Source organism: Aurantiacibacter gilvus (assembly GCF_038289935.1).
GTDB classification, from domain to species: domain Bacteria; phylum Pseudomonadota; class Alphaproteobacteria; order Sphingomonadales; family Sphingomonadaceae; genus Alteraurantiacibacter; species Alteraurantiacibacter gilvus.
The window spans coordinates 726,035-738,735 of sequence record NZ_JBBYHV010000001.1 but is presented as its reverse complement, the minus strand read 5'-3'; the positions used below and the strand labels follow the sequence as shown (position 1 = coordinate 738,735).

The 12,701-nt window shown below is 64.1% G+C and carries 11 protein-coding genes; 5 read left to right on the top strand and 6 right to left on the bottom strand.

Annotated elements, in window-relative coordinates:
* Nucleotides 1–24: 24 nt before the first annotated feature.
* Nucleotides 25–441 carry a hypothetical protein gene (locus tag AAEO60_RS03605; protein ID WP_341672278.1) on the bottom strand — a complete coding sequence of 139 codons (417 nt, stop codon included), beginning with the start codon at nucleotides 439–441 and terminating at the stop codon, nucleotides 25–27.
* 201 nt (nucleotides 442–642) lie between these two features.
* On the opposite strand from AAEO60_RS03605, the gene purC reads away from it, so the two are divergent.
* The 4 genes from purC (at nucleotide 643) to purQ (ending at nucleotide 5,441) form a co-directional block, all read left to right on the top strand.
* The gene (purC, locus tag AAEO60_RS03600; protein WP_341672277.1) at nucleotides 643–1,452 is read left to right on the top strand and encodes a phosphoribosylaminoimidazolesuccinocarboxamide synthase; all 810 of its coding nucleotides are present in this window, start codon (nucleotides 643–645) and stop codon (nucleotides 1,450–1,452) included.
* Nucleotides 1,453–1,504: 52 nt separating this feature from the next.
* Nucleotides 1,505–4,429: a M16 family metallopeptidase gene (locus AAEO60_RS03595; protein ID WP_341672276.1), complete on the top strand. Its 2,925-nt coding sequence runs from the start codon at nucleotides 1,505–1,507 to the stop codon at nucleotides 4,427–4,429.
* A gap of 107 nt (nucleotides 4,430–4,536) precedes the next feature.
* Nucleotides 4,537–4,770, top strand: a complete 234-nt coding sequence (gene purS, locus AAEO60_RS03590) for a phosphoribosylformylglycinamidine synthase subunit PurS (RefSeq protein ID WP_341672275.1) — start codon at nucleotides 4,537–4,539, stop codon at nucleotides 4,768–4,770.
* Nucleotides 4,770–5,441: a phosphoribosylformylglycinamidine synthase subunit PurQ gene (gene purQ, locus AAEO60_RS03585; protein ID WP_341672274.1), complete on the top strand. Its 672-nt coding sequence runs from the start codon at nucleotides 4,770–4,772 to the stop codon at nucleotides 5,439–5,441. Before purS ends, purQ begins: the two co-directional genes overlap by 1 nt.
* Here the strand turns inward: purQ and AAEO60_RS03580 are convergent.
* From AAEO60_RS03580 to glmU, 5 genes are all read right to left on the bottom strand, one after another.
* Entirely contained in the window at nucleotides 5,438–7,738 is a 2,301-nt protein-coding gene (locus tag AAEO60_RS03580) for a putative bifunctional diguanylate cyclase/phosphodiesterase (protein WP_423970133.1), read from the bottom strand. The two genes, purQ and AAEO60_RS03580, sit on opposite strands and share 4 nt — an antisense overlap.
* Before the next feature lie 122 nt (nucleotides 7,739–7,860).
* Nucleotides 7,861–9,699, bottom strand: coding sequence for a glutamine--fructose-6-phosphate transaminase (isomerizing) (gene glmS / locus AAEO60_RS03575; protein WP_341672272.1), 1,839 nt, complete (start codon nucleotides 9,697–9,699; stop codon nucleotides 7,861–7,863).
* A 115-nt stretch (nucleotides 9,700–9,814) separates the two neighbouring features.
* Nucleotides 9,815–10,264 (bottom strand): hypothetical protein, encoded by a 450-nt coding sequence (locus AAEO60_RS03570; RefSeq protein WP_341672271.1) that lies wholly within the window; start codon nucleotides 10,262–10,264, stop codon nucleotides 9,815–9,817.
* 17 nt (nucleotides 10,265–10,281) lie between these two features.
* Entirely contained in the window at nucleotides 10,282–10,593 is a 312-nt protein-coding gene (locus tag AAEO60_RS03565; protein ID WP_341672270.1) for a hypothetical protein, read from the bottom strand.
* On the bottom strand, nucleotides 10,590–11,945 hold the full coding sequence (glmU, locus tag AAEO60_RS03560) for a bifunctional UDP-N-acetylglucosamine diphosphorylase/glucosamine-1-phosphate N-acetyltransferase GlmU (protein WP_341672269.1): 1,356 nt from the start codon (nucleotides 11,943–11,945) through the stop codon (nucleotides 10,590–10,592). Before glmU ends, AAEO60_RS03565 begins: the two co-directional genes overlap by 4 nt.
* 62 nt (nucleotides 11,946–12,007) lie before the next feature.
* Between glmU and AAEO60_RS03555 the strand changes: the two genes are divergently transcribed.
* Complete coding sequence (locus tag AAEO60_RS03555) at nucleotides 12,008–12,679, top strand: HAD-IA family hydrolase (protein WP_341672268.1); 672 nt, start codon at nucleotides 12,008–12,010, stop codon at nucleotides 12,677–12,679.
* Nucleotides 12,680–12,701 lie beyond the last annotated feature (22 nt).

The following is a 12,701-nucleotide window of genomic DNA, read 5'->3' as shown; positions in this document are numbered from 1 at the left end:
CCGCGCCCCTTTTCATTGGCGCAGTCAGCTGACCCGCACGATAGTGGAGGTATCTTCGGGATCGCTCTCGCTGGTCGAGGTGTACACGCCGTTCTCGTCGACCACCTCGGTGTAGCATTCTTCTTCCTCGCCGGTGGCGGCATCGCACCAGCGGTTCGGACCATCCTGGCGCCAGGTCCCGGTTTCCACCTCGGTACCATCGGCATCCACGACAACATAAGTGCCGTCCGGGTTGGCGGTGTAAGTAAATGTCGTGCCGTCAGCCTGGGTCACCTCGTAGGTGCCAGCGGACGGTCCACCGTCAGCAGAAACCGACGCCACCTCTTCCGTGGTCTCTTCCACGGTTGCGGTATCTTCAGGTGCGGCTTCTTCGGCAGCATTGTCGCAGCCGGCCAGGACAAAGCTGGCAGTAACACAGGCAAGCAATACAGATTTACGCATAATAGTTCCCCCTTGGTCAGCGACCCGCCGGGACACCTATCACGACGCCCTTCGCCCACGAAGCGAAACCGCGATGTGCCACCCTGCAATTGCCACCCTGCCCCCTTGGGTGTATAGGCTGACCTCCAGCGCGCCCCGGCTACTGCGAACCTGTTTCGCACCGCCGGGGCGCTCGCTTTTTTGCAGTTGAAAGGTTTGCCAATGTCCCGCCGTCGCCAGATCTACGAAGGCAAGGCCAAGATCCTTTACGAAGGCCCCGAACCGGGCACGCTGATCCAGTACTTCAAGGACGATGCCACCGCCTTCAACGCCCAGAAAAAGGGTACGATCAACGGCAAGGGCGTGATCAACAACCGCATCAGCGAATATATCTTCACGCGGCTCGCGCACATCGGCATCCCCACCCACTTCATCCGCCGCCTGAACATGCGTGAGCAGCTGGTGCGGCAGGTGGAGATCATTCCGCTGGAAGTGGTGGTGCGCAATGTGGCCGCCGGCTCGATCGCCAAGCGTTTCGGCATCGAGGAAGGCGAGATGCTGCCGCACACGCTGATCGAATACTACCTGAAAGACGATGCGCTGGGCGATCCGCTGGTGTCGGAAGAGCACATTGCCGCCTTCAACTGGGCCGGTCACGAGGAAATGCAGGACATCGCCGCCATGGCGATCCGCATCAACGATTTCCTGTCCGGAATGTTTGCCGCCGTTGACATCCGCCTGATCGACTTCAAGCTGGAGTTCGGCCGTATTTACGATGGTGACTACAGCCGCGTGATCCTGGCCGACGAGTTCAGCCCGGACAACTGTCGCCTGTGGGACTTCAACACCAACGAGAAGATGGACAAGGACCGCTTCCGGCGTGACCTTGGCGGCGAGGAAGAGGCCTACCAGGAAGTGGCCCGACGCCTCGGCGTGCTCTCGGGCGAGGACAACAGCCCGGGCGAAGTGCTCGACATGAGCGCCCACCGCTCGCGCCTGCGCAGCAACCCGCCGCCCAAGCCGAAGAAGTAGGCCAAAACCGCGGCCATTGCCCGTTCAGCAAGCCGGTGCCATTAGGGTGCCCATGAATTTACGTAAGCTCGCGGTCCTTACCACCGCGCTCGCCATGCCGCTTGCCCTTGTCCAGCCGCTCGCTGCACAGGAGCCCGAATATTCCCAGCAGGTTTCGGACGCCTCGTCGGGTGTATCTGCCGAGGTCGCCGCGGTTTTCCCCGAGATCGCCGAAAGCGACCTGCCGTTCGATACCGACTACCGCGTCGGGCAGCTCGACAACGGCATGCGCTACATCATCCGGTCGAACGCCACGCCGCCCGAACAGGGGCTGGTCTACTTCTGGGTCGACGCCGGTTCGGTCTCCGAAGCCGATGGCGAGGAAGGCTATGCCCACTTCATCGAGCACATGGCCTTTAACGGCTCCACCAACGTGCCCGAAGGCGAGATGGTCCACCTGCTGGAGCGCGAAGGGCTGGCCTTTGGTGCCGACACCAATGCCTCCACCAGCATGGACACCACGCTCTACCGGCTGGACCTGCCGCGCAACGATACCGACCTGCTCGACACCGCGCTGATGCTGATGCGGGAGACCGCCAGCGAGCTGTTGTTCGATGACGAGGCCGTTGACCGTGAAAAGGGCATTATCCTATCCGAACGGCGCGTGCGTGATACCTACCAGCTGCGCAACACCATCGATAACCTCGAATTCCTCTACCCCGGCAGCCGCTTTTCGGAACGCATGCCGATTGGTGCACCCGAATCCGCCGAGTCCATCGAAGTGGCCACCGGCGCCGCCCTGCGCGCCCTCTACGAGCGGGTTTACCGCCCGGAGAACACCGCGCTGATCGTAGTGGGCGACTATGATCCGAACGAGGTTGAGGCGATGATCCGCGCGCGCTTTGCCAGCTGGCAGGGCGAGCCGCGACTGGAAACGCCCGACTTCGGCCCGATCGATCCGGAGCTGTCCGGACAGACCGATGTATTCCTCGACCCCGCCCTGTCGGACAGTATCTCGATCTCGCGCCACGGCGAGTGGCTGGGCGAGCCTGACACCGCCGCCAGCCGCCGCGCACGCGTTCTGCGGCAGATCGGCTATTCGATCGTCAACCGCCTCCTGCAAAGGCTGGCGCGGCAGGACGATCCGCCGTTCCGCAGCGCGCGGCTTGGCACCGACGAGGTGTTCGAGGTGGGCCGCACCACCTCGCTCGACGTGCTCACCAACGAAGGTGAATGGCAGCGCGGCCTTGCCGCTGCGCAGGAAGAATACCGCCGCGCGGTACAGTTCGGCTTTACCGAGGCCGAAGTGGCCGAACAGGTCGCCAACTTGCGGCAAGCCATCGAAAGCAATGCTGCCAGCGCCGCCACGCGCGGAAATCGCGACTTCCTCACCGGCGGCCTGACTCTGCTGAGCGATGGCCAGGTGCCGACCACACCTGCCAGCGCGCTTGAGCGCTTCTCCCAGCACGAGCCGGAGATTACGCCCGAAGCGGTACTTGCCGCCTTGCAGGCTGACCTTGTCCCGCTCGACAATCCCTTGATCCGCTTCACTGGCAGCGAGCCCCCCGAAGGCGGTGAACTGGCGCTGCGCTCCAGCTGGACAGACGGCATGGCGCTGGCACTGGAAGCCCCGGTCGAAAGTGCCGCGGCGGAGTTCGCCTACACCGATTTCGGCACACCGGGCACTGTCGTTTCGGACACCGTGGACGAGCGGCTGGACATCCGCACCGTGCGCTTCTCCAATGGCCTGATGCTCAACCTGAAGCAGACCGACCTCGACGAGCAGCGCGTGCTGGTACAGCTCAACTTCGACGGGGGCGACCTGCTGAGCACGGCGGACAATCCGCTGGCCACCGCGCTGGTCGGCTCGCTGCCGACGGGCGGCCTGGGCGCCCATACGCTGGACGAATTGCAGACCGTGCTGGCCGGACGGCAGGTGTCGTTCAATGTCGGCTCGGCAGACGAGACCTTCCGCATGTCCGCGGTCACCACGCCAAGCGACCTTGAACTGCAATTGCAGTTGATGACGGCCGCGCTGGTCGATCCCGGCTACCGCGCAACCGCCGAAGCACAGTACCGCCGCAACGTGCAGAGCTTCTTCGACCGCCGCTTCGCCACGCCCAGCTCAGCGCTGAGCAACGAAATCGGCGGCGTGATTTCGGACGGTGATCCGCGCTTCACCCTGCAATCCGAAGAAGACTATCTCGCGCTGAACTTCGCCAAGTTGCGCGATGACATCAGTGACCGCTGGCAGAACGGCGCCATGGAACTGGCCCTGGTCGGCGATATCGACGAGGACGCCACCGTGGCGCTGGTTGCCCGGACGCTGGGAACCCTGCCCGCGCGCGAAAGCACGTTCGGCGCCTACGAAGACGCCCGCCAGCGCAGCTTCACGGACAACCGCGAAGCGCGCACGGTCTATCACGATGGCCAGCCCAACCAGGCCATGCTGATGATGGTCTGGCCCACCCGCGACGACAGCGATCCGGTCGCCACGATCCAGCTCAACATGCTGGAGCGCGTCACCCGCCTGATCATGCTGGAGGTGATCCGCGAGGAACTGGGCCAGACCTATTCGCCGTCGGTCAGTGTCGATCTTTCGCGCACCTACCCCGGCTTCGGCACCTTCGACGTATCGGCCCAGGTCGACACGGCGCAGGTCGATCCCACGCGCGACGCCATGCTGACGGCCCTTGCCGACCTCCGCTCCGCGCCGGTCGATGAAGACGTGCTGCTCCGCGCGCGCCAGCCGCTGCTGGAAGCCATCGACAACCAGCTGGACAGCAATGGCGGCTGGATGAGCCTCGTCGACCGTGCCCAGACCGAGCCCGACCGCATCGACCGCTTCCTGGCCGCGCGCGACCAGGTAGAGGCAGTGACGGTGGAAGACGTCCAGGCGCTGGCCATGCAGTACCTCGATCCGGCCGAGCGACTGGAATTCGTGGTCCTGCCCCGGCAAGGCGGAAGCGAGAACGGCGACGAAGCTGCACCGGAGTGACCGGCAGGGCAGAACCGCCTTCCCCCTCTTGCGAGTGCACTGCACAATCGCCATAGGCTGCGGCAGATTCTCCTGCCGGAGAGGCCCAACTTGACGAAAGGCGCCCCATGAAAGTCCGCATCCATGTCAGCCTGAAGCCCGGAGTGCTCGATCCGCAGGGTCGTGCCGTCCACCACGCGCTGGAAGGACTGGGCTTCGAAGGGGTCGAGGACGTCCGCATCGGCCGCCTGGTCGAACTCGACGTGGCCGACAGCACCACCGACGCCGCGCTGGACGAAATGTGCCAGAAGCTGCTCGCCAACATGGTGATCGAAAACTACCGCATCGAGAAGGTCGGCTGATGAAGACCGCAGTCGTTACCTTCCCCGGATCGAACTGCGACCGCGACATGTGGGTCGCGCTGCGCGACGTTTCGGGCAAGGAGCCGGTGAAAGTCTGGCACGGCGATGCCGACCTGCCTGACGGGCTCGATTTCATCGCCTTGCCCGGCGGTTTCTCCTACGGCGATTACCTGCGCTCGGGCGCCATGGCGGCGAACAGCCCGATCATGCGCTCGGTGAAGTCGGCAGCCGAACGCGGCGTGCCGGTGCTCGGCGTCTGCAACGGCTTCCAGGTGCTGACTGAGAGCGGCCTGCTCCCCGGCGCGCTGATGCGCAATGCCGGCCAGACCTTCGTCTGCCGCACCGTGCCGCTGAAGGTGGAGAACAGCCAGAGCCTGTTCACCAGTGCCTATGAAGCGGGCGAGACCATCCACATCCCCGTGGCCCACCACGACGGCAATTACTTCGCCGATGCCGAGACGCTCGACCGCCTCGAAGGCGAAGGCCGCGTGGCCTTCCGCTACCTCGACGCCGTGAACGGCTCGCAGCGCGATATTGCCGGTGTGCTGAACGCACAGGGCAACGTGCTGGGCATGATGCCCCACCCCGAACGCGCCATTGAGGACGCGCAAGGCGGCAGCGATGGTCGGCGCTTGTTCGAGAGTGTGATCGGCAGCCTGGTTTCGGCCTAAGCCGCGCGGCTGCGGCCCTTGACTACCAGCGAGCGGGCTTCGACCGCGCCCATCGGGCGGCCGAAATAGTACCCCTGGATCTTCGTGCAGCCCAGTTCCCGGATCAGCGCGGCTTGCTCGGCGTCTTCCACGCCTTCGGCAGTGGTCGACATGTCGAGGCTGCGCGCCATGGCAACAACCGCGCGGATAATCGCGAGGCTTTCCTGGTTGTCCTGCGATGCGCCCTGCACGAAGCTGCGGTCCACCTTGATGGTGGAGAAACGCAGCGTGCGCAGATAGCCGAGCGATGAATAGCCGGTGCCAAAATCGTCGAGCGCTATCGAGCAGCCCAGCGCCATGATCTCCTCCAGCGTCTGGCGCGCGATGCGGCCATCGCGCAGGAACACGCTTTCGGTAACCTCGATTTCGAGTCGGTTTGCAGGAAGCCCGGTGTCGGCCAGCGCGCGCACCACGGCAGCGCTGAAATTGGGTTCCAGCAGCTGTTCGCCAGAGACGTTCACGGCAACCTTGATATCACTGGGCCAGCGCGCAGCCTCGCGGCACGCCTCGTGCAGCACCCATTCGCCAATCGGCACGATCAGGCGGGTGTCCTCGGCCAGCGGGATGAACTTGCCCGGGCTGATACAGCCGTGCTCCGCGCTGTTCCACCGCAGCAGCGCTTCGAAGCTCACCACGGTCTCGGTCTTGGCGTTCACTACCGGCTGGAAGTTTAGCTCCAGCTCCTGGTTGCCGATAGCATCGCGCAGGGCGGATTCCAGCTTGCGGCGCTCCTCGGCGTCGGCGTGCATCGACGGTTCGTAGCTGAAGTGCTCGTTGCCGCCCTCGTCCTTCGCCCGGTAGAGCGCGAGGTCAGCGTTGCGCATGAGCATTTCGACCGAAGAGCCGTCGCGCGGACCAATGGCCGAACCGACACTGGCCCCGATAAACAGCGTGTGGTTGTCGACCTGGTACGGCTGCGACAGCGCATCTATAATGGCATCGGCGAGGCGCTCCACCCGGCCCTTGTCGCTTGCATCACGCAGCACGACGGCGAACTCGTCACCGCCCAGGCGGCCGACTTGTTCATCTTCGGTAATAACCGATGCCAGCCGTTTGGAGACCTTGGCCAGCAGCCGGTCACCGATCTGGTGACCGAGTGAATCGTTCACCGCCTTGAAGCGGTCGAGGTCGATCATCAGGAAGGCGCAACGGCTCCTCCACTGGTCCGCATGACGCATGGCGTCGCCCAATGCCTCGGTGAGCATGAGGCGGTTGGGCAAGCCGGTCAGCGTGTCATAGCGGGCAAGATAGGCGATCTTCTCATCACGGTCACGCTGCTCGGTGACATCCGAGCCCACACCGCGGAATCCGACATATGTGCCGCTGTCGTCGTGCATTGGCGTGCCCGACAATTCCCACCAGCGCCGACCGCCTTCGAGTTCCACCTGCACCAGCAGGTTGGAGAAGTGTTCGCGGCGCTTTAGCTTCTCTGCCAGCTGGTGCAGGCTGCGCGGGAACTCGCCTTTCTCCCACGTTGAACCGGCAATGAGCTTGATGAAGCTTTCACCCTCCACAGCAGAGGGTTCCGCACCCAGGGCGAAGGCAAAACGGGGTGAGGCAGCGCGGATGCGGCGATTGGTGTCGACCTGCCACAACCAGTCGGATTCTTTTTCCTCGAATTCGCGCAGCAACAGCGAGACGACTTCATCCTTCTCCGCCACGCCGGCCTCGGCAATGCAGGAGGACAGGTAGATGCGCGCAGAACGCAGCGATGCGCCGACTATGCCGGTTGAGTAGATCACCGTCGCGGCAGCGAAAGCATAGTCGCCCGTCGCGACGAACGATGCAACGGCAGCCGCGCTTACGATCAGATCGAAGATAACTGTCGCCACCGGGGCACTGGACATGGTGGCTGCACTGCCGGAAATCAGCATGATCGCCAGCGCCCACATGGCATAGTGTTCAGCGACCGTCCCGAGAGGAACAAAGAACAACAAGGCAGCGCACCACGGCAAGCTGCATCCGGCAACAGCCAGAGCGTGGCGATTGAAATCGGAGCGCTGCACGCCGCGCCGGTTGATCTCGGCCATCTTGTGGTCAATGCGGCTGACGTTCCAGAGGGCGGCAATTACACTCAGCAACCAGGCTCCGAGAACCCAAGGAGCAACAACGCTGTGGAACAGCACCACTACCAGCGAAGCAGCGATGCCGTGAGCAACCATACGCGTGGGCGAAACCTTGTGCACTTCGGCATACTGGAGCGTACGCAGCCGCGACCAGTCGCCCTCATCAGGGTCGCGAAGGCCGATAACCTGCATCGCGGAAAGTCTTAGCGGCAGGGACGGCAGGCCGGAATGCTTGTCGCTCACGCGGCTTGTCTACGCGCGTAATGGTTAGTGCCAGGTAAAGTCGCAGCCCTGCAATTGCGCAAATTTGCGACTTATTCGACAGTGACCGACTTCGCCAGATTACGCGGCTGGTCCACGTCCGTACCCTTGGCCACGGCTACATGGTAAGCCAGCAATTGCACCGGCACGGCATAGACCAGCGGGGCGATCAGCGGGTGCACCTTGGGCATCTCGATCACGGCCATGCAGCCCTCGCCCGCCTGGGCAATACCGTCAGCGTCCGAGATCAGCACCACCTTGCCACCGCGCGCCTGCACTTCCTGCATGTTGGACACGGTCTTTTCGAACAGCGGGCCGCTGGGCGCGAGTACGATTACCGGCACGGCGTCGTCAATCAGTGCGATCGGGCCATGCTTCATCTCGCCCGAAGCATAGCCTTCAGCATGGATATAGCTGATTTCCTTGAGCTTCAGGGCACCTTCCAAAGCCAGCGGGAAGTCCGCGCCGCGGCCCAGGTACAGCACGTCGCGCGCCGGCGCGATCAGGTGGGCCATGTCGGCAATCTCGTCATCATGGTCGAGCGCGGCATTAAGGCTGGCAGGGGCTTCGAGCAGGTGCTTGACGACTTCTGCCTCTTCCTCGCGATCCATGAGGCCCTTCTTGACGGCGAAGTGCGCGGCCAAGGCGGCGAGGACGGCGAGCTGGCAGGTGAAGGCCTTGGTCGATGCGACGCCGATCTCCGGCCCCGCGTGGGTTGGCAACAGCAAGTCGCTCTCGCGTGCCATCGAACTCGTGGGCACGTTAACCACCGAGGCGATGACCTGCCCGTTGGCCTTGCAGTGTTTCAGCGCTGCCAGCGTGTCGGCAGTCTCACCGCTCTGGCTGATGAACAGCGCCAGGCCACCCGGCGTCAGGATCGGGTCCCGGTAGCGGAACTCACTGGCAAAATCGATATCCACCGGCACGCGGGCGAACTGTTCGAACCAGTATTTCGCCACCATTCCAGCGTAATAGGAAGTTCCGCAGGCAACGATGGTGATGCGGTCGATGGCGGAAATGTCGAAGTCGATCTGCGGCAAGGCCACGCGCTGTTCGCCCGGGCGCAGGTAGCTGCGCAGGGTCTGCGCAACGACAGTCGGCTGCTCGAAGATCTCCTTCTGCATGAAGTGGCGGTAATTGCCCTTCTCGATCGCCACGGCAGAGGCGCCGGAAGACTGAATGTCGCGCTGTACCACCTTGCCGCTGGCATCGCGAATGGTTGCGCCATCCTGCGTTATGGTGACCCAGTCGCCTTCCTCGAGATAGGCGATGTGCTGCGTCAGGGGGGCCAGTGCCAGCGCGTCGGAGCCCAGGTACATCTCCCCGCCCTTGTCGTCCTGCGGGCCATAGCCAACCACGAGCGGCGAGCCGAGACGCGCGCCGATCAACAGTTCGGGATGGTCGCGGAAGGTGATCGCCAGCGCAAAGGCACCGCGCAGGCGCGGCAGGACAGCGGCGACGGCGTCTTCGGGGGACTTGCCCGCTTCGACCTCGCGGCTGACGAGGTGCACCACCACCTCGGTGTCAGTCTCGCTCTCGAACGTGTGGCCGTCGGCACGAAGTTCGTCCCGCAGCTCCTTGAAGTTCTCGATAATGCCGTTGTGCACCAGTGCGACACGTCCGGTCGCATGCGGATGGGCGTTGTGCTCGGTCGGCGCGCCGTGGGTGGCCCAGCGCGTATGGGCGATACCTGTCAGGCCCGGCGCGGGATTGCCCGACAGTTCCTCAACCAGGTTGACCAGCTTGCCCTGCGCACGGCGGCGCACCAGCTGGCCATCGTGCACGGTGCAGACCCCGGCGCTGTCGTAGCCGCGATATTCCATCCGCTTGAGGCCATCGACCAGTCGGCCGGCGACTTCATGTTGGCCGACGATTCCGATAATTCCGCACATTCCCGCGATAATCCCTGCTGGTTCAGCTGGCCGGTTAGCCGCCGATGGTTGGCAATCCGTTTAGGATTGCAGGTGCGTCCCTGCCAAGGGCTGGCTGAACGCATGATGCATTGCGTCAGCCAGTGAACAATTCCGCCTCGGCCATCAAGGGAATCAGGCTGCCGAGATCAAGTTGGCCTTCCTTTTCACCCTCTTCGGCCTCGATGACGGAGAATGGCGAGAGCACCTGCCGCACGAAGCCCGGCGCCTCCAGGTGGATGCGGATCGCCTTGTCGAAACCGTCCTGCGGCTCCGCCAGTTCCACGGCAGCCACCAGGCTGGCCGCGACGAGCTTGCCCTCGCGTGCCTCGCTGGCGATTGCATCCCGCGTCGCGCCATAGATAACGTCCACCGGTTCCTCGGAACCCTCCGGGGCAAGCGAGACGAATTCGATCTCGCCGTCGGTCTTCACGCGGGTCCCGAAAGGCAGCACGCGCTTGCCTGCAGCCATCTGCTCGAAAGCAAACTCGCGGCTGGCCTGCAGCAGCAGGGCTATCTGTTCGTCGGTGATCTCGGGTGCGGACATGCTCGCTCCTGCTGGTCTCAATGGGGAAAATTGCTGTCTACGAACTGGCGGGTGAACTGGCCGGGCGTCGGCTCGACGCCGTTGGCGGCGCGCGCCTTCACGCGGCCCTTGTCCCACAGCTCGCGGATGGCCGCAGGCATTCCGTCGGGAAACTGCATCCGCGCCTCGACGATCTCGCGCCAGCTGCCCTGCTCGCCAAAGGTGTGGCGGAAGTGCGGTTCGGCCTCGGTCAGCCAATTGGCATTGGCCTCGTCGAGGTGGCCGATGGCGTCCATCACGTAGCTGTCGAGCAGGCGGAGGAAGGGCTTGCCGTCGTAGCGATCAGTCACTTCTTGTCTGCCTTCTTCTTTTTCATCGCGTCGTGGAAGCGGTCGGCCCAGCCCGGCTTCACCAATTGTTCGGCGCGGACCATGCGAAGTTCGCCGTCAGCGACGTCGCGGCTGACCGCGCTGCCCGCCGCAACGATGGCATCGGCACCGATGCTGACCGGGGCGATCAAAGCGCTGTTGGAGCCAATGAAGGCTCGCGGGCCGATCTTTGTCTCGTGCTTGAAATAGCCGTCGTAGTTGCAGGTAATCGTGCCCGCGCCGATGTTGGCGCCGGCGCCCACCGTGGCATCGCCAAGGTAGGTGAGGTGGTTGGCCTTGGCTCCCTCGCCGAGTGTCGCCTTCTTGATCTCGACGAAGTTGCCGACCTTGCTGCCCCTCTCCAGCTTGGTACCGGGACGCAGGCGGGCATAGGGGCCGACTTCGGCATCCTCACCAACGCTCGCGCCTTCAAGGTGGCTGAAGGCCTTGATCACCGCGCCACTGGCGACGGTCACGCCGGGACCGAATACCACGTTGGGCTCCACCACCACATCTGCCGCCAGCGCGGTATCCCAGCTGAAGAACACCGTCTCGGGCGCACGCAGGGTGACGCCTTCGGCCATCACCTCTTCGCGCTTGTAGGCCTGCCACTGCGCCTCTGCCGCCGCCAGTTCGGCGCGGCTGTTGATACCTGCCACCTCGTTGGCGCTGTCACAGGTCACGACCGCACAGTTGCGGCCGTCGGCAATGGCGATGTTGACGATGTCAGGCAGGTAGTACTCTTCCTGCGCGTTCTCGTTCTTCACGCGGGAAAGCAAGTCGAACAGGTCCTCTGATCGCACGGCCAGCAATCCCGAATTGCACAGGGTACAGGCGCGCTCTTCCTCGCTGGCGTCCTTGTATTCGACCATCTTCAGGATCCGGCCCTGCTGGGCGATCACCCGGCCATAACGGAGTGCATCGTCTGGCTCGAACCCCAGCACCACGGCGGCCGGGGCATCGGCTGCACGCAGCCGCGCGATCATCGCCTGCATCGTGGCAGCCTGCACGAAGGGCACGTCGCCGTAGAGGACAAGCACGTCACCCTCGAAACCAGCCAGGGCAGCCTCTGCCTGCTGCACCGCGTGGCCGGTGCCAAGCTGCGGTTCCTGCACGGCAAAGTCGGCGCGCCCGGCCAGCTGCGCTTCGAGCTGTTCGCGCGCTTCACCGACGATGGCGACCAGCTTTTGCGGGGCAAGTTCGCCGACACTGGCGAGCAGGTGCTCGATCATCGGGCGCCCGGCCACGGCGTGCAAGACCTTGTGGCGGCTGCTTTTCATGCGGGTGCCCTTGCCTGCGGCAAGGACGATGGCGGCAATCGGTCGTTCGCTCATGGCGAGCGCCATGCCAGCAATTGATTGCAGTTTCCACATCTCTGCGCCAGACGCCGCACACCATGGCTACATTTCCATTCGATATTGTCCTGTTCGACCTCGACGGCACGCTGGTCGATTCCAGTCTGGACCTGTGCCCGGCGCTGAACCATGCACTGGTCATGGAGGGCCGGCCCTCGCAGTCGCCGGCGCAGGTGCGCCAGCTGATCGGCGGCGGGGCCATGGCCATGCTCGAGCGCGGGCTGAATATCACCGGCGGTCCCGTGAGCGAAGAGCGCTTCGAGGAACTGAGCGACGCCCTGCTGCAGCACTACTGGGCCCATATCGCCGACAACACCGTGCCTTTCGACGGCGTGCTGGGCGCGCTGGACGAGCTGGACGATCGCGGCGTGAAGCTGGCGGTCTGCACAAACAAGTCCGAAGGCCCCACCAAGCAGCTGCTGGACGAACTGGACCTGACGAGGCGCTTTACCGCAATCTACGGCGGAGATTCGCTGGGCCGCGAGAAGGCCAAGCCCAAGCCGGACATGTTGCTGGGCGCAATCCGCGACTGCGGCGGCGGCAGCGCGGTCATGGTGGGCGATTCCACTTTCGACGTAAACGCCGCGCGTAACGCCGGCATTCCGGCGATCGCCTACCGCTATGGCTACCATGACGTGCCCGTCGCCGAACTGGGCGCCGATGCCGTGATCGACCACTTCAACCAGCTGGTTGGTACGCTCGAATCGCTCTGACTGGCAGGTGTGTTGACATCTT